The organism is Streptococcus sp. 2022WUSS037, from assembly GCF_044427225.1.
Taxonomy (GTDB): Bacteria; Bacillota; Bacilli; order Lactobacillales; family Streptococcaceae; genus Streptococcus.
This window is the reverse complement of the sequence record NZ_JAOTGJ010000028.1, coordinates 1-20,600: the sequence shown is the minus strand read 5'-3', so window position 1 is coordinate 20,600 and position 20,600 is coordinate 1. Positions and strand designations below refer to the sequence as shown.

24 protein-coding genes are annotated in these 20,600 nt (G+C 43.8%); 4 read left to right on the top strand and 20 right to left on the bottom strand.

What is annotated here, in order from left to right:
- Positions 1–19: 19 nt before the first annotated feature.
- From ODU55_RS09170 to ODU55_RS09160, 3 genes are read right to left on the bottom strand one after another with little or no spacing between them, the layout of a single operon-like run.
- Entirely contained in the window at positions 20–487 is a 468-nt protein-coding gene (locus ODU55_RS09170; RefSeq protein WP_398582632.1) for an RrF2 family transcriptional regulator, read from the bottom strand.
- Positions 484–927: an SRPBCC family protein gene (locus ODU55_RS09165; protein ID WP_398582631.1), complete on the bottom strand. Its 444-nt coding sequence runs from the start codon at positions 925–927 to the stop codon at positions 484–486. The genes ODU55_RS09170 and ODU55_RS09165 overlap by 4 nt, the downstream gene beginning before the upstream one ends.
- The gene (locus ODU55_RS09160) at positions 928–1,497 is read right to left on the bottom strand and encodes an NAD-dependent epimerase/dehydratase family protein (protein ID WP_398582630.1); all 570 of its coding nucleotides are present in this window, start codon (positions 1,495–1,497) and stop codon (positions 928–930) included.
- 184 nt (positions 1,498–1,681) lie between these two features.
- On the opposite strand from ODU55_RS09160, the gene ODU55_RS09155 reads away from it, so the two are divergent.
- From ODU55_RS09155 to ODU55_RS09145, 3 genes are all read left to right on the top strand, one after another.
- A complete protein-coding gene (locus ODU55_RS09155) occupies positions 1,682–2,071 on the top strand; it encodes a DUF1761 domain-containing protein (RefSeq protein ID WP_398582629.1) in 390 nt (129 codons plus the stop codon).
- A gap of 69 nt (positions 2,072–2,140) precedes the next feature.
- Entirely contained in the window at positions 2,141–3,121 is a 981-nt protein-coding gene (locus ODU55_RS09150) for an aromatic acid exporter family protein (RefSeq protein ID WP_398582628.1), read from the top strand.
- A gap of 88 nt (positions 3,122–3,209) precedes the next feature.
- A complete protein-coding gene (locus tag ODU55_RS09145) occupies positions 3,210–3,797 on the top strand; it encodes a cadmium resistance transporter (protein ID WP_398582627.1) in 588 nt (195 codons plus the stop codon).
- A 17-nt stretch (positions 3,798–3,814) separates the two neighbouring features.
- Here the strand turns inward: ODU55_RS09145 and ODU55_RS09140 are convergent, their stop codons facing one another.
- From ODU55_RS09140 to murQ, 15 genes are all read right to left on the bottom strand, one after another.
- Positions 3,815–4,033, bottom strand: coding sequence for a hypothetical protein (locus tag ODU55_RS09140; protein WP_398582626.1), 219 nt, complete (start codon positions 4,031–4,033; stop codon positions 3,815–3,817).
- Between the two features lie 130 nt (positions 4,034–4,163).
- Positions 4,164–5,294, bottom strand: coding sequence for an ABC transporter ATP-binding protein (locus ODU55_RS09135; protein WP_398582625.1), 1,131 nt, complete (start codon positions 5,292–5,294; stop codon positions 4,164–4,166).
- A gap of 109 nt (positions 5,295–5,403) precedes the next feature.
- Entirely contained in the window at positions 5,404–6,258 is an 855-nt protein-coding gene (locus tag ODU55_RS09130; RefSeq protein ID WP_398582624.1) for a helix-turn-helix domain-containing protein, read from the bottom strand.
- Between the two features lies 1 nt (position 6,259).
- Entirely contained in the window at positions 6,260–6,658 is a 399-nt protein-coding gene (locus ODU55_RS09125; protein WP_398582623.1) for a Mini-ribonuclease 3, read from the bottom strand.
- Positions 6,651–7,994 (bottom strand): cysteine--tRNA ligase, encoded by a 1,344-nt coding sequence (gene cysS, locus ODU55_RS09120; protein ID WP_398582622.1) that lies wholly within the window; start codon positions 7,992–7,994, stop codon positions 6,651–6,653. The genes ODU55_RS09125 and cysS overlap by 8 nt, the downstream gene beginning before the upstream one ends.
- Before the next feature lie 8 nt (positions 7,995–8,002).
- Entirely contained in the window at positions 8,003–8,179 is a 177-nt protein-coding gene (locus tag ODU55_RS09115) for a hypothetical protein (RefSeq protein ID WP_398582621.1), read from the bottom strand.
- Positions 8,166–8,939: a nucleoside phosphorylase gene (locus ODU55_RS09110; protein WP_398582620.1), complete on the bottom strand. Its 774-nt coding sequence runs from the start codon at positions 8,937–8,939 to the stop codon at positions 8,166–8,168. The genes ODU55_RS09115 and ODU55_RS09110 overlap by 14 nt, the downstream gene beginning before the upstream one ends.
- 1 nt (position 8,940) lies before the next feature.
- Positions 8,941–9,801 carry a GNAT family N-acetyltransferase gene (locus ODU55_RS09105; protein ID WP_398582619.1) on the bottom strand — a complete coding sequence of 287 codons (861 nt, stop codon included), beginning with the start codon at positions 9,799–9,801 and terminating at the stop codon, positions 8,941–8,943.
- A 55-nt stretch (positions 9,802–9,856) separates the two neighbouring features.
- On the bottom strand, positions 9,857–10,474 hold the full coding sequence (gene cysE / locus ODU55_RS09100; RefSeq protein WP_398582618.1) for a serine O-acetyltransferase: 618 nt from the start codon (positions 10,472–10,474) through the stop codon (positions 9,857–9,859).
- A 53-nt stretch (positions 10,475–10,527) separates the two neighbouring features.
- Positions 10,528–12,747 (bottom strand): polyribonucleotide nucleotidyltransferase, encoded by a 2,220-nt coding sequence (pnp, locus tag ODU55_RS09095; RefSeq protein ID WP_398582617.1) that lies wholly within the window; start codon positions 12,745–12,747, stop codon positions 10,528–10,530.
- A gap of 251 nt (positions 12,748–12,998) precedes the next feature.
- Positions 12,999–13,334 carry a type II toxin-antitoxin system RelE/ParE family toxin gene (locus ODU55_RS09090; protein ID WP_398582616.1) on the bottom strand — a complete coding sequence of 112 codons (336 nt, stop codon included), beginning with the start codon at positions 13,332–13,334 and terminating at the stop codon, positions 12,999–13,001.
- Positions 13,327–13,614 carry a hypothetical protein gene (locus ODU55_RS09085; RefSeq protein WP_398582615.1) on the bottom strand — a complete coding sequence of 96 codons (288 nt, stop codon included), beginning with the start codon at positions 13,612–13,614 and terminating at the stop codon, positions 13,327–13,329. Before ODU55_RS09085 ends, ODU55_RS09090 begins: the two co-directional genes overlap by 8 nt.
- A gap of 208 nt (positions 13,615–13,822) precedes the next feature.
- Positions 13,823–14,854 carry a MupG family TIM beta-alpha barrel fold protein gene (locus ODU55_RS09080; RefSeq protein ID WP_398582614.1) on the bottom strand — a complete coding sequence of 344 codons (1,032 nt, stop codon included), beginning with the start codon at positions 14,852–14,854 and terminating at the stop codon, positions 13,823–13,825.
- A complete protein-coding gene (locus ODU55_RS09075; protein ID WP_398582613.1) occupies positions 14,844–16,271 on the bottom strand; it encodes a PTS transporter subunit EIIC in 1,428 nt (475 codons plus the stop codon). The genes ODU55_RS09080 and ODU55_RS09075 overlap by 11 nt, the downstream gene beginning before the upstream one ends.
- A gap of 1 nt (position 16,272) precedes the next feature.
- Positions 16,273–17,184, bottom strand: coding sequence for an N-acetylmuramic acid 6-phosphate etherase (gene murQ, locus ODU55_RS09070; protein WP_398582612.1), 912 nt, complete (start codon positions 17,182–17,184; stop codon positions 16,273–16,275).
- A gap of 126 nt (positions 17,185–17,310) precedes the next feature.
- Here murQ and ODU55_RS09065 point away from each other — a divergent pair, with 126 nt between their 5' ends.
- Entirely contained in the window at positions 17,311–18,138 is an 828-nt protein-coding gene (locus ODU55_RS09065) for a MurR/RpiR family transcriptional regulator (protein ID WP_398582611.1), read from the top strand.
- Positions 18,139–18,279: 141 nt separating this feature from the next.
- Here the strand turns inward: ODU55_RS09065 and rpsO are convergent, their stop codons facing one another.
- A complete protein-coding gene (gene rpsO / locus ODU55_RS09060) occupies positions 18,280–18,549 on the bottom strand; it encodes a 30S ribosomal protein S15 (RefSeq protein ID WP_002938849.1) in 270 nt (89 codons plus the stop codon).
- Between the two features lie 203 nt (positions 18,550–18,752).
- The gene (locus tag ODU55_RS09055) at positions 18,753–20,030 is read right to left on the bottom strand and encodes a uracil-xanthine permease family protein (RefSeq protein WP_398582610.1); all 1,278 of its coding nucleotides are present in this window, start codon (positions 20,028–20,030) and stop codon (positions 18,753–18,755) included.
- Positions 20,031–20,600: the final 570 nt, after the last annotated feature.

Genomic DNA, 20,600 nt, shown 5'->3' with positions numbered 1-20,600 from the left:
AAGAGTCCTCAAACTCTTCTTAGTCTTTGATTCTCCCCTCCCAATCAATCGCACCATTTTCATAGGCTTCTTGGTAGAGGAGTTGGGAAAGGGTGAGTTGGTCCAGTTGGGCGTAAAAGGCCGCTAGACCATTTTCGAGGGTGGTACGAATCTTGCTCTCACTCTCTTCGACATGGGCTTGGTCATCAAAGATGCTGTGAGAGAGGTGCTTAAACTGAATGGTGTCCTCGTGGAGCTGCAAGGCATAGAAGACATCTTTCAGACTAATCTCCTCAATGGACCGCCCCAGCTGGTAACCGCCTGCCTTGCTGGCATTGGCAGAAACCAGACCTGCTTTTGAGAGTTTCATGAGGATTTTTTTCAGGTAAGAATCCGACACCTGCAAGACCTGACTGAGCACGTGGCTTTTGACAGGGCGGTGGTCTTCTTGTAAGGCTAGGATAATCAGTACATAGACTGCTTGTTCGACACTTTTGTTGATTTTCATTGGTCCTCCAAGGCGTGTTTGCCTGCTCTTAGAATGGTGGCATAGAGGGTTTTGACCATTTTCCCTGCTAGGCGGTTGGCTAGCTTTTGCCCGACTGGTATAGGCACCTCAATCTCGATGGTCCAAGTGACCTTGGTCTTCTGCTCTGCTATTTTTTCAAAAGCAATCTCCGTGAAATCCTGATGGACAGCTGGGAAGGAGCGATTGACCTTGTAAGAAATCGAGTGGTTGGGTCTAACGGCGGTGATTTCCTCTCGATACCAACCCGCTATCATGATAATATCACGCTGGGAGCCTTTTGTCCACCGGCTTTTTCCCAGCCAAGCGGAGCGAAAAACAATGGGTGAGGCCGTAAAGTTTTCAGACTGGTAAAACCAGGTAAAGACTTGGTCGAGGGGAGCCGCGATTTCCTGACTGATACGGATGCGTTCGACCGGCATTTATTTCACCATTTTTGAAACCAGCTCGTCCGCCACCTCGGTCACCAAGACTGGTTTCATATTTTTCATGAAAAGACCAAAGAATTTGAAGACGGGAACGAGTTTAGCGAGGGCATCGCTGCGGCCATTGCCATAGACAACGGTTGGCTCAACCACTTCGGTGCAAATGCCGCTGGCACGGAGTTGGTCTGCGATGCGTTTTTTGCCGTCTAGGAAGGATTTTGGTCCCAAAAGACCGCCGATAAAGCCCATAGCCTTGACTTGCTTGTCCTTGGCAATCTGCAACATGACCTGAGCTGGCTTATCATTGACAGCTTCAAAGGCAACTGGGTCGCTTTCTGGGCGGCCAACAAAATCCACGATGTAGTCAACCTGGTCAGGTAGGACAGCTGCCACTGCCTTATAATCCGACACATCCGCCGCAAAATTATAAATACGAGAGTTGGCAAGCTGGTTTTTGCCAGAGCGGGAGATGACATAAAAGACAGCACTTGGGTCTTTTTTGAGCCATTTTTCTGTTACATTGCGGCCGATATAGCCGTTTCCGCCGAGTAATACTACGTTTGTCATATTGTTTTCCTGCTTTCTTCCTCTTTCTTAGGATTTTTAAAATCCTTGGTTGTCAGTATATATCCAAAGACTTTTTTTGTCAACGGTTTTGTTTGCATTTTTTGAAAAAGAAATTTTGACATGTGACATACGATGTGGTATGCTTAGCTTTATTAACTTGTCCGTACAAGTAAAAGGAGAATGTATGACACTTATTTTGGGAATTGTGGCAGGGCTGATTGCCTTTGCTATTGGTGGTTTGTGGTATGGTTTGATTTTCCGTGATGCTTGGATTGAAGCCTCTGGCATTGACATGGCCAAGGTAGAAGCTGACCGTCAGGCTGGAAAAAATGGCCAGAAGGAAATGATGATTTCCTTGGCGATTGAAGTTTTGACTGCTGTTGTGGCGATTTTCTTCATCAAGACCCTTGGTGTTTCACCACTCCACGCAGCTGGTGGCATGGGCGTGATTGCGGTCCTTGCTTCATTGAAAAACTACGTCTTTGAGCAACGCCCTATCAACCTTATCCTTATCAACGAAAGCTACAAACTAGTCTGCTATTTGGTAGTCGGTATTATTGCTTTGTTTGCATAAATTCAACCCTCCTAGCTTTAGGAGGGTTTTGTGGTACAATAGAAACAGATTAAGACCAAAGGAGTTCCCATGTCCCTCTCCCTCCGTACTATCAAACTCATCTTGGCCACCGTCCTAGCTATTTACCTAGCGACAGCACTAGGCTTGTCTTATGCAACAGCGGCTGGCATCATCGCCATTCTCAGCGTCCTCGACACCCGCAAATCCAGCTTCAAAATGGCTCGCAACCGTCTCTTCGCCACCCTCCTGGCCCTGACCTTCGCCGTCCTGACCTTCGCTCTCTTTGGCTTTGGCATCTGGACTCTGGGCATCTACCTGGCACTCTACGTCCCTCTGGCCTACCGTTTCAACTGGGAGGCCGGCATCGCCCCCTCGACTGTCCTCGTCACCCACCTCATGCTGGAGCAGGATATTTCTCTGATATTTTTGGGAAATGAGCTGACGCTTTTTCTGATTGGGGCAGGACTGGCACTCCTGTTCAACCTCTATATGCCCTCGCAAGAAAAGAAAATCGAGGCCTACCACGACCAAGTTGAAGACCTGCTCAAGCAGATTCTCCTTCGCTTTGAAGCCTTTCTACTCAACGGCGACGGACGAAACGAGGCAGCATTGATTACGCAGCTAGATAAGACCTTGGAAGAGGCCCTGAAAGTCGTCTACCTAGACCGCCACAACCAGCTCTTCCAGCAGACCAACTACCAGGTCCATTACTTTGAAATGCGGGCCGCACAAAACAAAATCCTACGGACCATGGCAGGAAATATCAACAAGTGTTTACTGGAAGGCAGAGAAAATGTCATCCTGTCCAGCCTCTTCGAGCGAGCAGCCCAGCAACTGAGCCGAGAAAACTCCGCTAAGGAACTGCTCCTGGACATCGAACTCTTCCATGCCACCTTCCGCGAGCGACCTCTGCCGCAAACCCGAGAAGAATTTGAAACCCGTGCTACCCTCTTCCAACTCCTACACGATATGGAAGCCTTTATTCGCCTCAAGGTTGATTTCTATGAAGTTTATAAAGATGAAGATGAGGGTAGTGAAAAAGGAAATTAAAATGAATCGCAATTTTTACTTCTATCTTTCAAAATTGATGTGCCTCTGTAAATAAATATCTATGACTACTATATTATACGGAGGGACCATGACTATTATTACTTATGCATTGATTCTTGGTATTTCAACAAGTATCGATTATTTCTTAATTTTATTCCTTTTATTTTCACGGGCAAAGAAATCAGGTGAAAGACGCACAATCTATTTTGGACAACTACTTGCTAGTTTTATACTCATTCTCTTAAGCTCAATCCTTAGCCAAGTTGCCAATATTTTTCTAGCTGACTGGATCCTTGGTCTGCTCGGCTTCGTCCCTATTCTACTAGGTGCTAGAATCCTTTTTGAAAACGAAGCAGAGACAGAGATTCCTGATAGCAAAATCGGACTACTATCTATCATTTTTATTTCATTAGCATCGGGAGTAGATAATTTAGGAATATTTACCCCCTATTTTACAACTTTAAGTACCTTAGAAACACTCTTAACTGCTGGCCTGATCTTGCTAGAGACAGTCGCCATTTGCTACCTAGCAGAAAAATTTGGAAGTCTTCATAGCATTTCTGAATTCATAGAAAAATATGAAAAAATGATTCTTCCAACCATTTTTATCATATTAGGAATCTACATTTTATTCGAATTCGGAACAATGACCTACCTACTACAATTACTAACATAAGAAAAAGAACCGTCAGTTTAAACCGACGGTTCTTCTAGTTTTCCATGAAATTCATCCAATACCTGATTGTGTAAATGCACGAAAGATATGCCCATCATGACCGCATTCCCTGTGACTGCAATGATGAATTCCTCCTTGGTGGACACCTTCCCAAACCAAATGGATAGAATCAAAATGAGATTGTAAAGAAAGATATAAAGAGCTGTCAAACGAATTTTTCTAAGTAGTGTCTTCATAGGGACCTCCTCTATATGATTTATCTACACTTATTATACGAAATCAAACTCTAAAAAACAAGCAATTATATATTGTTAGCATAAAAACCGCCAGATTTTCATCTGACGGTTAGGTGTTTTATGAACAAATTTATACGATAGCCTTGCTTGTTGCATCATCGAAGAAATGAGCTTTGTTGAGGTTGAAGGTCAAGCGGACTTTATCGCCTGGGTTGTGATAATCACGCGCATCGACACGAGATACAAATTCAGTGTTTCCAACCTTAGAGTAAAGCATGGTTTCTGCACCGAGAAGCTCTGAAACGACTACTTCTGCTTCTACGATAGAAGAAGGGTAAGTATCCAATTCCAACTGAGAAGCCTTGATGTCTTCTGGACGGATACCAAGAGTGAAGCTCTTACCATTGTAGCCTTTTTCTTCCAAGTGCTTGCGACGACCTTCTGGAAGACCCACTTTGAAACCATCTCCAACAAGAACACCATCTTGAAGCGTCACTGTGAAGAAGTTCATAGCAGGGCTACCGATGAAGCTAGCAACAAACTTGTTGGCTGGACGGTTGTACAGCTCTTCTGGGCTACCGATTTGCTCGATACGACCGATTGTACCTGTACCTGCTGGGTTTTTAGTTGCAGACATGATAACGATACGGTCAGCCAAGGTCATGGCTTCTGTTTGGTCGTGGGTTACGTAGATGGTTGTTGCACCAATACGGCGGTGGATTTTAGCAATCTCTGTACGCATGGATACACGCAATTTGGCATCCAAGTTTGACAAAGGCTCATCCATCAAGAAGACTTTTGCATCACGAACAATGGCACGACCCATGGCAACACGTTGGCGTTGTCCACCTGAAAGGTCAGCTGGTTTGCGTTCCAAGAATTCTGTCAAACCAAGGATTTGTGCCGCTTCTTCCACACGTTTTTTGATTTCGTCCTTACTGTATTTACGCAATTTCAAACCAAAGGCCATGTTGTCAAATACAGTCATGTGTGGGTAGAGGGCATAGTTCTGGAATACCATGGCAATGTCACGGTCTTTAGGTGCCACATCGTTCATGAGAACGCCGTCGATGTATGCTTCCCCTTCTGTAATATCTTCCAAACCAGCAATCATACGAAGAGTTGTGGACTTACCACATCCTGAAGGACCTACGAATACGATAAACTCTTTGTCCTTGATGTCCAAGTTGAAGTCTTCAACTGAGTAATGCTCGCTGTTAGGATATTTTTTGTAGATATTTTTTAAATTCAATTGAACCATGTTCAATCCTCGCTTTCTTTGATGCTTTTATTATAAATGAAAACGCTTTACTTTTCCATGTCAATGTGAACAAAAATAAAAAAATCTTTTGTACATCTTGCACAAAAGATTAGTAAATTCTATCTAATAAAACTTGATAACAGAAACTCAAGTCGGTCAGGTCTTTAAGTTGGAGACCAGTCATATCCTGCCACTTGTCCAATCGGTATTGAAGGGTATTGCGGTGGATATAGAGGACCTGAGCAGTCTTAGTGACCACGGCTCCTTCTGTCCATAGGGATAGAATGATGTCCTGCATATCTTGCTGGTCAATCAGCTCTAGCATACTGGCTTTTATCAGACCAAGCTCCAAGCCTGCTCTGCCTTGTCCCCAAAGAAAAAGTTGACTAAAAGAGAGGACAGTCGATTGGTGGTAGTGGGCCCGCCATTGAGCAAAGAGATCGGCCTCTGCTTGATAAAGTTGGGACCAGTGGTCTGCTAGTTGACGGGGCCATACCTGGCCGACCAAGAGAGTTAATCGCAAACCGAAGTCGAACTCCAAGGCCGACAAGGTGTCTGCTAGAAGACTTTGATAGTCCATCCACGTGCCTTGCTCCAGGATAAAGAGGTAGTCCTGATCAGTCAGCTGCACTTGAGCCACCTGACTAGGCAAAAGGTCGGTCATCATGGTCTGCCAAGCGTCCAGCTGAGCTTCCTTCTGCGACCAGAGATGGACATGGACAAACTGAATAGCTTCAACCACCTGAGGCAGCGAGCCCTGACCTTGTAGGTAGGACTGCCAAGGGCTAGACGGCTTCTGCTCTTGAGGATGTGACAACAAGGACAAGAGATAGCGTTCCCGCTCTGTCAAATCCGCATCCGCCAGATTCAGGTAGCGACCGTCGCCCAGAGCCAGAGTGTTTTCGCCCGCTTCCCGCGACAACCTGGCCTGCGGAAACCAACCTGCAAGTTCCTTCTCGTTCATCTTATCCCCTTTCTATTTTGTCAATACACCAGCCCACCAGCTCATTCAGGCGTTCCATCTGCTCAGTCATGTGCAGATAACCCAAAACCGCCTCAAAACCTGTGGACATTCGATAGGTGACCACATCCGCATTCTTGGCCTTGGTATGGCTATGGCTATTCCTTCCCCGCTTGTAGATTTCTTCCTCTTTTTCGGTCAATAGCTGAGCTTCTAAGAGGGCAGAAATCAGGCTTGCCTGAGCCTTGGCCGAGACGTATTTGTTAGCCTCTCCGTGCAATTGATTGGGCTTGGTCAGCCCCTTGAAAATCAAGTGACGTCTGACATACATGGAATAGACAGCATCCCCTTCAAAAGCCAGGGCAATACCATTGATAAGATTGACATCTACTGCCTTAGTCACGTGTCCACCTCACACCATCCTTGGTATCCAAGAGCTTGATGCCCTGGGCCGCCAATTCATCACGAATGCGGTCAGCCGTCGCAAAGTCCCGATTGGCACGCGCCGCTTGACGTTCTGCTATCAAGGCTTCAATCTCGCTGTCCAATACTTCTTCTTCAAAGACAATACCGAACACTTGTAGCATTTTACCAAAGGCTTCTTTTACAGTTTCATCGTAGTTGCCAGAGTTGATCCATTTGGCAAAGTCAAAGATAGCGGTAATCCCATTTGCAGCATTGAAATCATCATCCATTGCCGCTTCAAAGGCTGCCAAATGCTGATCAAGAAGAGACTTATCCACAGAGTTTTGCACAGGTTGTGTATAAGTATTTTTTAGATATTTGAGATTGATTTCCGCATCTGAAATAGCTTTCTCAGTGTAGTTGAGTGGACGGCGGTAGTGCTGGGTCGATAGGAAGAATCGCAAGACCTGACCGTCAATTTGTTCCAACATATCATGGGCTGTCAGGAAATTGCCCAAGGACTTAGACATCTTCTCATCATTGATATTGAGCATGGCATTGTGCATCCAGTAGTTGGCAAATGTTTGACCTGTCTTGCACTCAGACTGGGCGATTTCATTGGTATGGTGAGGGAATTCCAAGTCCGCACCACCACCGTGAATATCAATGGTATCTCCCAAAATCTCTGTCGCCATAACCGAACACTCGATATGCCAACCTGGACGACCTGCTCCCCAGGGACTTTCCCAAGAAACTTCGCCTGGCTTGGCAGTTTTCCACAGGGCAAAGTCGAAGGGGTGTTCTTTGAGTTGACCTTCTCCCTCAACACGACCAGAAGCCCCAGCTTCTAAGTCAGACAGAGTTTTGTTGGCCAAACGAGCATAATTCTCAGCCTTTTCCACTCGGAAATAAACATCTCCAGAAGCTTCATAGGCGTACCCCTTGTCAATCAAGACCTGCACAAACTCAATGATTTCATCCATATAGTCGATAACACGAGGGTTTTTGGTAGCTGGTTTGACACCTAACTTTGCCACATCTTCCTTGAAAGCTGCGATAAACTTATCAGACAGTTCCTTGGTTGTCATGCCAGCTTCATTAGCAGCTTTGATAATCTTGTCATCCACATCCGTAAAGTTAGAAATGTACGCTACATCAAAGCCACGGTATTCAAAGTAGCGACGGATGGTATCAAAAGCCACGACACTACGGGCATTTCCGATATGGATATAGTTGTAAACCGTCGGACCGCAAACATACATCTTGACTTTCCCCTCTTCCAAGGGCACAAAGTCACGCAAACTGCGAGTCATGGTATCGTAAATTTTAATCATGTGCACTCCTACTTTTTCTTCCGCTGGATCCAAAGCAAGACCAGTCGGATCACCCAAAATATTGCCAGGGCAGACCAGATATGACCGAGCCCATAGGACCCTTGGCTATAATTTAAAACAGCCAACACAATGGCCAACACCAGATTGACTGGATAGAGCCAGTCACTTCCTTTAAATGCTTTCATTTGTTACTCCTTTTGCAATCGCCATGGCCACTTCAAAGAAGGTCATACTGTCAGCCGTCCGTTCCTCTCGACGGACATCCCATTCATTCTTGTGGTGGTCCACATAGTCTGCCGTGTAGAAAAACTGATAGACCTTGGCCTGACGAAAGTTTGCCCAGGCCATGATAGCAGAAGCTTCCATATCGACCACCATGGCACCAGCGGCTAGGCGACGCTTGACCTTGGCAGCTGTTTCCCGATAAAAAGCATCCGTCGTCCAGGCCTTGGCCCGCACATGCTCGATTCCTGCTTGATCCAAGGCCTTTTCCATGGTCAATAGCAAAGCAGAGTCATAGCTGATTTCATCGCTGGCAGGAGCGTAGTGGTAGCTAGTCCCCTCATCCCGAAGAGCAGAGCTAGGAAGGATAATCTTATCCGCAGCAAGCGACTTATCCAGCACCCCACAAGAACCCAGAACGATAAAATTCTCAAAGCCACAGGCTTTCAGTTCCTCCAAGTGACCAACCGCCATGGGAGCACCGACGACTGCCAACATAACCCCAATCCGTAGTCCATCTCTTTCCAAAATATACCAAGGATGGCGACCGTTAATGCTTTCTAAGTAGCCACCTTCTCTACTTTCAGGCAGCTGACGGACCCAGTCTACGATTTCCCCATTAAAAGAGAAAATCATGGTCTCACATACCTCACCGCCACCACGAATAGCCTTATCCGTCGGTTCAATGACAGCAGGACTTTGTTCAAATTCTTCTAGTAGCATATCAACCTTCTTTCGGGTCTAAGTAGACCACTTGTGTCTGCTTGGTAAAACCGATATTTTCATACAGCCGCTTAGCGATGAGGTTGTCATCTTCGACGGCGATTTGAAAAGGTTTGTCGTTTTTCGTGATAAGGTCATTGATGACAGCTTTGACTAAGTAAGTGCCGTAACCTTTTTGTTGCTGGTCTGAGGCGATAGCTAAACCGTAAAGGTAGTTATCATCAGTCGAGATATCTACTGTGCAAGAACCGATAACTGCTCCGTTATGTTCCAAAAAATAAAGCAAGCTGTTTGCATCAGCGATAGCCTCACGTGCGTAACGAAGAGCCACCTCATGGTCGCTATCAAAAACCTGTGTCTGAAAACGTGCAATATCATCTGCATGTTGAGGTTTTGCCAAACTCACGACGAGTTCAATCTGTTGTGAGAGCTGATAAGGCACTCGTTCACGACCCAACCATGTCTCAGTATCCGTATCTTCTACCAAGTCCCAGGCTGTCGCAAGATCTGGGTGCTTGTCCAGAAAGACACGTTCGGTCTGAAAGGTCACACTAGCGATAGGATAGTTAGCCGTCTTCATCTGGTAGCAATCATAGAGCTTGCGTGCCAGCCCCTGTCTGCGGTAGGCTGGATGCACAATAATCGCAAGCTCCACAACCTCATCATCGGCATACACCGGCAAGAGTCCAACCAACTGTTCGCCTTGATAAGCCAAGAAAAAAGCTGGCATTTCAGGGTCAAAGTTGAGCATATTTGACAGGTAAGGGGCACGATAGGTGCCGTCATGGGATTGTACAGTGCTTATCAGAGTTTTTGCTGCGGATAGCTGCTTGGGATTTAGGACATTCGTTGCTATTATCATGCTTATTTTTCCTCTCTATGGCTAACTCACATAGGACTTACCATACATGGCTTTCCTACAAATGCGACGAATGGTGGCTGGCTTCTCTCAGCTCTGCCAATTTGGTGGTGTAGTGTTCACGGCCACCTTCCATGTCATGAATGACCTTCTCATCTTTTTGACCATGCACACGGACAATTTTAGCTGGCATACCGACCACTGTCACATCTGCTGGAACATCGGCTAGGACAACGGCAGCTGCACCCACTTTGGCATTTTCTCCGATTTCAACAGGTCCAATAACCTGTGCGTGTGCAGAAACAAGGGCACCCTTTCGAACGGTCGGGTGGCGTTTGCCACAATCCTTGCCTGTTCCACCAAGCGTTACTCCGTGGTATAGCATGACACCAGATTCGATAACGGCGGTTTCTCCGATGACCAGACCTGCACCGTGGTCGATAAAGACCCCTGGCTCGATCTGGGCACCTGGATGAATCTCAATATTGGTCCAAAAACGCCAAAATTGGCTGTGCATCCGAGCTAGTAATTTAAAACCTTTTTTCCACATCCAATGGGACAGACGGTGGGCAGCCAAGGCCTTGACACCTGGGTAGGTCAAAAGAACTTCCAAGGTCGTCCGTGCTGCCGGATCTTTTTCTTTTACAATCTCAATGGTGTCCTTCCACCAACCCATAGTCACTCCTTCTAGCGAGAAGACAAGCCCGCTACCGAACTTGTCTACTCAGCTTATTTCTTTTCAACCTTGTGGAATTTGAATTCACCAAAGTTGTTATCTTTTTTCTCTTTGTGGTCTTTGTGACGGCGTGGTCTGTCTGAACGCTCGCGTTTTTCTGGCTCCACATAGCCTTCTGGTTTTGGAAGAAGAGCCTTCATAGAAGCGTCAATGCGTCCTTTATCATCAATCTTGATGACCTTAACATCGACAATATCGCCGATTTCAACTAGGTCTTCTGGTTTATTAACACGAGTCCAAGCCATTTCAGAAACGTGGACCAGAGCATCTGTCTTGTCAAAAAGGTTGACAAAGGCACCGAATTTCTCCAAACGAACGACTTTTGCCTGGAAGACTTCATCCACTTTTGCTTCACGAACAAGACCTGCGATGATTTCCTTGGTCCGCTCAATCGCATCGCGAACTGGTGAGAAGATCGCCACAAGACCGTCTTCGTCGATATCAATTTTCACGCCAGTTTCTGCAATAATCTTATCAATCGTTTCGCCACCCTTACCGATAACAATCTTGATCTTGTCCACATCAATCTTGATAGTGTCAATCTTCGGTGCAGTTGGTGCCAAGTCAGGACGAACTTCTGGGATCGTCGCTTCGATGACATCAAGGATTTCAAAACGTGCTTTCTTAGCTTGTGCCAAGGCTTCTTCCAAGATTTGCGGTGTGATACCGTCAATCTTGATGTCCATTTGAAGGGCTGTGATACCGTCACGGGTTCCCGCCACCTTAAAGTCCATGTCGCCAAAGTGATCCTCAAGACCTTGAATATCGGTCAAGACGGTGTAATTGGTACCGTCTGAAATCAGACCCATGGCAATCCCTGCAACTGGTGCCTTGATTGGCACACCACCTGCCATAAGGGCAAGGGTACCAGCTGTGATAGAAGCCTGCGATGAAGAGCCGTTTGATTCCAAAACTTCTGCTACCAAGCGGATAGCGTAAGGGAAGTCTTCCAAGCTAGGTAGAACTTGCTCGAGAGCACGCTCACCAAGGGCACCGTGACCAATCTCACGACGACCTGGTGCACCATAGCGACCAGTTGAACCAACTGAATATTGTGGGAAATTGTAATGGTGCAAGAAGCGTTTCTTGTACTCGTCGTCCAATCCGTCGATGATTTGAGTTTCACCCATTGGAGCCAAGGTCAAGACAGAAAGAGCTTGCGTTTGACCACGAGTAAAGAGACCTGAGCCATGAACGTTTGGCAAGAAGTCCACTTCTGCATCCAGCGGACGAATCTCATCGACACGACGACCGTCTGGGCGGACCTTGTCTTCTGTAATCAAACGACGAACTTCTGCGTGCTCCATGAGTTCCAAGATTTCATGGACATCTCGCATGATGCGGTCAAATTCTTCGTGTTCAGCGTATTTTTCTTCGTAGGCTGCGATGACGGTTTCACGAACGGCATTGGTCGCATCTTCACGAGCCAATTTTTCTTCTACCTGCACCGCTTTTTTCAAATCGTCATTGTAAGCTGCGACAATCTCAGCCTGCAATTCTGGGTCCACTTGAAGAAGTTCCACATCTGCCTTTTCCTTGCCAACTGCTGCCACGATTTGATTTTGGAAATCAAGGAGTTCTTGAATAGCCGCATGACCTTTGAGGAGTGCCTCCAACATAATGTCTTCTGACAATTCTTTAGCACCAGACTCTACCATGTTGATAGCGTCCTTGTTACCAGCTACTGTCAAGTCAAGGAGGGACTCTTCCATCTGAGCCTTATCAGGGTTGATGATGAGTTCACCATTGACATAGCCGACCTGGACACCTGCGATTGGACCGTTGAAAGGAATGTCTGAGATTGCCAATGCCAATGAAGAACCAAACATGGCTGCCATTGGAGCAGAGGCATCTGGATCGTAAGAAAGCACTGTGTTGATGACTTGAACTTCGTTACGGAAGCCTTCCGCAAACATTGGACGGATTGGGCGGTCAATCAAACGAGCAGTCAAGGTCGCATCAGTTGACGGACGGCCTTCACGCTTCATCCAGCCACCTGGGAATTTCCCTGCGGCGTACATTTTCTCTTCATAGTTGACTTGGAGCGGGAAGAAATCACCCGTCGCCATTTTCTTGGACATAACTGCCGCTGTAAGGACTGTTGAGTCGCCATAGCGAACAACAACCGCACCATTGGCTTGTTTGGCAACCTGGCCAGTCTCAACGACCAATTTCTTACCAGCAAAAACCGTTTCAAATACTTGTTTTGACATGAATTGTCTCCTATTTTTTCTGAAATTTTTCTTGCGTGTTTTCTACAAAAGACAATCAAACAAACTTGTTTCACTCTCTTTTGCACAAAACCACGCATACTTCTTATTTTATCATATTTGATGGAAAATGTGGGGAAATGAGGAAGGAATTTGAGGGAAAATCTAACCTGCTATATAAACAACCGAACGAATCGAATACTCTTCAATCAAACGAAGAACACCCAGCTTTTCTGAGTGTTCTTTTATGTATTCTATTTGAACAATCTCATATAGTCGCTCTTGCTTGCGACAAGATAGCGAACGTTTACGATCTTTTGTGCTTCATCAATGTTATAAAGGGCTATATAGTCCTTTTTGATTGGTAGTCCTCGTGTCAGCTGACCTGGGACTAGCGGTCCTTTTTTAGAGCGTTCATCTACATTAAAACCTCGCTCTGGGAAGATTTCAAGACTTCTCAGTCCTGCGATGAGTTCTTGGATCTTTTTGTCCGCAGCATCAGGGCTTTTTAGTTCTTCCCTAATGTAGCTGCGAATGTCAGCTAGTTCCTCATATATAGCTAGAGGTAGGTTTACTTGGTACTTATCCAAAGAGCTTGGTCTCCATTTCGTCCAATGATAGATAGTTGCCCGCATTCATTTCAGCTACATTTTTCATCACTTCTGCTTGCAGTTCGGCAAATAGTCGCTCTTTTTCCAGTTCTTCTTCACTTTTAAGCCCAATTTCTCCTGTTACTACAATATTTTTGAGAAACAGGTTGAGGGCTTGTGTCATGGTCATATTTTGACTTGCCAAGACCTCTTTTGCTTCTTCTACAAGTGATTTTTCTGATTGAAAGTTAATCAATTTCTTTTTAGTTGTTAAGGCCATAAGATGGTACCTCTTTATATTTTTCTTTATTGTAATCTTTATATCTCAAAAAATCAATCAATAATCCTCTACAAAGTCTTTGATTTCAGAAAAGTCCAGCTTTTCTGAGTGCTACACTTCCATAATGGGACATGAGAAAACAGCCGATTCACACTGCTTGGAGGTTTTTATGCTACCGATTATTCAGTTCTCAGACCGAGTATTCGTTTTATATAAAGGTAAAATGAAATGGATGTTTCACAAAATCTAACAAAGGGATATCTTCTTTATGGACAAAACCAACCACCATCTGGCGGTCGTCCTGAGGCAGGTCGACCAAACAAATTTCTAGTTCTGATTGATAGCGAAGAAACCGTTCATTAGCAAGAACAATATCTCCTCGTTTCCGATGACTTGCTGGCCCTTGAATTGCATATCCTTTTAACTGTTCCCTTGAATGGCTAGCACGTATGACATATTCACTGGCATCAATTCTATTTTCAAAATTCATTCCTTTCAATTGCTTTGGAACCTGCGCTGATAGAGCTATTACACCCTTTGTCAAATATGAAAATCGTTCTAATGAAGCACTCGATAAGGCATTATCCCCAATACAAACATAATCACTTTCACAACACATCAAACAATCGAGTGCGGCTTGAATTGGAGGCAACGATCTATGTTCTTCAACGGTTGGAAGTCCTTCAAAAAGCGGAAAGCGCTTGTTATCTCCAGGAATAAAGGTGATGACTTTTATTCCACAAGAGTGTAGCCGATTATTTAGATCACGAACACTACTTCCCCCTAAACCTGTATAAGGCTTAGGATAATAATTATGACATGCCAAAACTTTTGTTTTCTCAATACCAACGTCCATCATCTTCCTTAAAAAATCATCTGACAAAGTAGAAGCATTCAAGACTAGTAAAAAGTCTTCCGACAATGATTTCATGACTTCAATAGAAATTCCATCATCAATTCTTAGCGCTTTAATACCTAGCCTTTCTAACCCTTCTTTCCCATATCGTTCCAAACTTTCTTGATTGATATCCACAATCAACGTCAGTCCCTCTCGTTGGCATTTTGTTACTATATGATGTATCTTTTCGTCTCCCTTCTCTTCTTCATTTATATTAAGCGAAGAGAAAACAAAGGAAAATCCTGCATTTTGATATTCTATAAACCACTTTTCCGAATCAGCAAATGAGTTAGATAAATAGAGTGAAAAACCAAAACGACTGAAGAAATCATTAACTTCCATATACGGTCTCAATTCTATCTTCATCCACACCAAAGAACCAAGTTAGTACAAAACCACCTACATATGCAGCCAACATCGCTATAACAAATTGCAGTTGGCTTCCAGGTACCATGATTAACAGTCCAAACAAACCAGAAACTCCTTGAGATACAGTCCCTAAATGGAATAACACTGCCAAAATTCCGCCAAAACCTGAACCTAAACAAGCGGTTAGGAAAGGTTTGCCCAAAGGCAAAGTGACGGCGTACATCATCGGTTCACCAATTCCCAAGATTCCGACTGGAATAGAATCGCGTGTTAGTTGTTTCAATTTTTTATTTTTCGTTTTCAAAAAGAGTGCTAAACCAGCCCCGACTTGTCCACCACCTGCCATCATCAAAATAGGCAAGAGATAATTGATACCACCTGTTGGCCCAGACGGATCATTCAACAAAACATGTATTGGAGTCAATGCTTGGTGTAGTCCAACTGATACCAATGGTAAGAAGCCTGCTGACAAAATATACCCACCTACTATACCTAGCTTCTCATATACAAAATTTAATCCACTATAAATAGCTGTCGTTAACACTTCTCCAAGAGGCTGAATGACTACCAAAGCAACCAGTCCACCCAATATTACTGTACAAAGAGGAGTCAAAAAAGTGTCTAAAAAACTTGGCATATATTTTCGGATATTTCTTTCTAGAAATGCAAAGAAAATCCCAACAAATAGAGCCGCTAGCAAACCGCCTGCACTAGGTGAGAATGCCTTGTCCACAAAAGGTAATAAAATTGATTTGTCATCCACTACTGTCAACAAAGGCATTGAAGGAACCGCCACAGACATAGCTCCGGCCATTGCTCCCAAAATCGGACTTCCTTTAAATTCTTTCGCCGCATTCATTCCAACATAGATTGGCAAAAAAGTAAAGAGTCCCCAACTCATAGTCCTAATACATTGATACCACCATTCCATTGCAAAAGCATTCCCGGTTGATACATTAATGACATTTGTAATCCCATTTATCAATCCTGCCGCAATTATTCCAGGTAATATAGGTATAAAAATATTAGCAATTTTTTGCAAGAATCGTTGAACTGGCTTGTCGTACTTCTCTTTATTTATCCTTTTGTTTGTAGCAGCAACATCCGCTGTTGTGTAATCTTCTTCAACACTTCCCAATGATATACCTGTCAGTTCTGAAAATGCTTGGCCAACCTTTGTCACTGTTCCAGGCCCAAAAACAATTTGAAGTGTATCTGCCTCAACAACTCCCAAAACACCTTCTATGTTTTTGAGACTATCAAGGTGAACCAGCTTGTCATCTCGTAACTGTAAACGAAGTCGTGTCATACAAACTGCATTCCCTAGGATATTTTCCCTGCCACCAACATTTTCAAGAACTTGCTTTGCAACGTCTTTCGTATTTTTCATTTTAATTCTCCTTATCCAAAATTGATTGAATTGCGAATGGAACGTGATTATGATAGTTTTTCAGAAGTTTTTTTGCCTCTATTTGATCAAGTTGACTTAACTGCATCAAGATGGCTAATTTCACGTCTTGGTTGGCTTGTTGAAAAATTTGTTCCGCCTCCTTCTCTGTACATCCGGTTGTTTCACAAATAATTCTTTTAGCTCTTTGAATCAGTTTTTGATTGGTCGGTTGCACATCTACCATATATCCTCGAAAAACTTTTCCTAGCTGTATCATTGAGGTGGTAGAAATCATATTCAGAATCATTTTTTGAGCTGTCCCAGCTTTCATTCTACTAGACCCCGTTACAACCTCTGGTCCAACTAATACTTCAATCGGAGCATCTACCAATTGGGAGATTTCCGCATCTTGTACACAGGAAATACTGGACGTCTTAGCTCCAATTTCACGAGCATATGTGACTGCCTCAAGGACATATGGAGTCCTGCCTGAAGCGGCAAGCCCGATAACCACATCCTTAGCTGATATACCAATTTGTTGCAGATCCTCTACAGCAGCTGCTCGGTTATCCTCTGCACCCTCTTTGGCGGCACGTACAGCCCCATTTCCTCCAGCAATAAGTCCTTGTACTAAATCTGGAGAAACTCCAAAAGTCGGCGGACATTCCGAAGCATCCAAAACACCTAGCCTTCCTGAGGTTCCCGCTCCGATATAGATCAGTCTGCCCTCCTTTTTCAAGCAATCAACGACTATTTCTATTACTGCATTAATTTGCGGCAATACACGTTGTATAGCTAAAGCAACCAGGCCATCTTCACGATTAATGTAGGCGGTGATCTCACCAATAGACATTGTCTCAATAGCAAATGAGTCTGGATTGGACTGCTCTGTATTCAATCGTTCAATATCCATCTTATTCTCCTTTCTTTTTTTGTAAACGTTTGCTATAATCATATTATACAACTTGTGAATTATTATTTCAATATTTTTTTGAAATAAAAGAAACTTTGTAACAAAATGTGTTAGAAGGAAATCATTATGAATAGAAATATTTTAAATCACTCTATAGAGAATTTAACCCCTACCGAAAACAAATTATTGGATTATATTGAAGAGAACATCCATCGTATTGAAACAATGAATATCTATCAATTAGCCGATAACGCCGGAGTATCAACAGCTACAATCAGTCGAATCAGTAAAAAAATGGGCTATTCTAACTTTAATAAGTTAAAGATAGAGATAGCCAAATCGAAATATGATGATTTACTTAATGCTCACTTCACACCATCAGATTCGATTGACGATATTTCTACTAAATTAATTCATTCAATAACAATTTCAAATCAACAAACCGTCAGTTTTCTAAACTTGGAAGAATTAGAAGCTGCCGTAACATTATTACAAAGCGCTTCTCGAATTTATTTATTTGGAGTTGGGGCATCAGGTATTGTTTGCAGTGACTTTTACTACAAGCTGAGTAGAATTGGTAAAACATGTATTTTTGCACAAGATACACATATTCAGATGGCTAATATTGCAACTGCTAGAAACGGTGACTTAGCAATCGGAATTAGTTATAGTGGAATGACAAAAGAAATCGTAGAGCCTCTTCGTTTTGCAAAAAAAAATGGGGTTTCAACGATAACTATCACTGGAACTGGTAAGAATCAATTAGCAGATTTAGCCGATATTACATTTAGAATCCCACGACATGAGCATGAACTTCGAGTCGGCGCTATTACATCACGAAGCAACTCACTTTTCCTAACCGACTTGCTTTACCTAGCACTTATCCAGAATCATAAGCAAGAAGTCACAGCTATCTTAGAACAAACAAAACATCTTACACAAGCAATCAGGTAGACCATCTGACGCCCCCCCCTACAAAAGTAAATCCCCTAGGCTCTACCGAATGGAGCAAGCAATACATACTATAGTGAAAAAACAAAAAAACACAGCTCAGTATACAAGATACTGGTGCTGTGCTTTTTCTATACCTGCTAATTAACGACGGAGTCCGAGTGAGTGAATCAATTCACGGTAACGGTTTACGTCTGTGCGGCGTAGGTATGCCAACAAGTTACGACGGCGACCGATTTTTTTCATCAAACCACGGTATGTTGCGTGGTCTTTTTTGTGTTGTTTGATGTGGTCGTTAAGGTGGTTGATTTCCCAAGTAAGTACTGCTACTTGAACTTCAACTGAACCTGTGTCGCCTTCATGACGAGCATATTGTGCCATGATTTCATTTTTTTTCTCTTTTGAGATTGCCATGATATGTTCTCCTTTGTTTTGAGCTAAATCCGAGTGACAGGTTGGCGACCTGTAACCAAGAAAAAGCTAGATTTGTCCTTTTTGGACCTCATTTATTCTATCAAGGAATATCTCTTTTGTCAACTGATTTGAAAAATAGCTGAGCTGCTCTGCTATTTTTCTAAAAAAAGCCAGCTAGAGCTGACTTTCTGCTATTTTCAAATTTACTCTGCCTTTTCTGCTTTTGGCAAGATAATATTGAGGATAATACCTACAATGGCTGAGAGGGCTGTTCCTGACAGGGTGATGGCACCGATGTTGAGAACTGCACCACCGAGGCCCAATACCAGCATAGAGCTTGCAATAATCAGATTGCGGACTTGACCGAAGTCAACACGGCTTTCAATCAAAACTTTCAAACCGTTTGAGGCGATAACACCGTAAAGTAAGATCGACATACCACCAAGTACAGCACTTGGAATAGTTGAGATAAGGGCTGTAAATTTACCCAAGAATGAGAAGGCAATGGCAATTAGGGCTGCGTTACGGATAACGGATACTGATGCGATGCGAGTCATACCGATAACCCCTGTATTTTCACCATAAGTCGTGTTAGCAGGTCCGCCGATAAAGGCAGATACAGCAGTCGCCACACCATCACCAATCAAGGTACGGCTGAGACCTGGATCTTTCAAGAACTGGCGACCACAGATTTGGCTGAGAACAGTGTGGTCACCGATATGCTCAGCTACTGTTACAACAGCAATTGGTAAGATAGCAATCATTTCTGGACCGAAGTAGAAATTGTACGACTTGAAGGCACCTGTTTCAAATGGTAGGTAGAAACCTGGTAATTCAAACCAAGCCGCTTCCAGAACGGGTGTAAAGTCAACCAGGCCAAGGAAGATGGCAATCACATAACCACCGATAATGGCAATCAAGAAAGGAACAATCTTGGCGAAGCCTTTCCCTTTGGTATTGACAAAAGCCGCAATCAAGAAGGTTGCAATCGCCACGACGATATTTTTCCAATCACCGTCTGCGACAAAGCCTGCCGAAGTCACGGCAGAGTTAGCAAGACCTAGACCGATGACGATAATCATCGGTCCGATGACAATCGGTGGCAAGAGGCTGTCGATCCACTTAGTACCGATAACTTTGACAAGTGCAGCGATCAGCACATAAATCAAGCCGACGAAGAGAATACCAGTCTGAGCTGCCGACACATCACCGCCCATTTCCTTAATAGCGAGGGCCATAGCTGAGATATAGGCAAAGGAAGACCCTAGGTAAACTGGTACCTTAAACTGTGTCGCTACTTGGTAAATCAAGGTTCCGACACCTGATGCGAAGAGGGCGACGGACACGGGCATACCGAGAATCAGCGGCACCAAAATCGTCGCACCAAACATAGCGAACACGTGCTGGAAACTCAACAAAATCCCTTGAAGCGGGGCTGGTTTCTCATGGACATCAAACAAAAGATTGGCTTTTGTACTCATAAATCTCCCATTCTGGGTACACAAAAAGACCCAGACTTTCTAAATATACATAGTCATAGGCCCTTAATAATTTTTCCTGTTGTCTTTCTCACCTCACGGGATGAGTTTAAAAACCTACGCTTTTGGTATTGTAACACAAAGGTTCGTTTTTTTGCAAGGAATTTTATAAAATTTTATTTTTTAGGACAATGGCAGAGCGGGGATAAGAACTCCATTGCTTATTCGAGTTCATCTGCCAGCTCTTTTTCCACCTGCTTCTGACGATACTTATTCGCCCAAGATAGTATGTTCAACAATAGCAAATAAAGACAGGTAACAGAGACGAGGAATATCAAAATCACCACCCGGGAATTTGACAGTTTGAATGACACAAAAGTGCCACAAACGTTGATGTGATGCTATTTTTTTGTCAAATTCTTGCACATATTTATTGCGTACTTTTTTCGTACTGTGATATAATAGAGTGAGGTGCGAATCTATGAGAGTTAAAAAATCAGTATCTAAAAATACAATCAATTATGCCATTATCAAAGATATTAAGGTTGGAAATAAAAGAACTTCTACCATTGT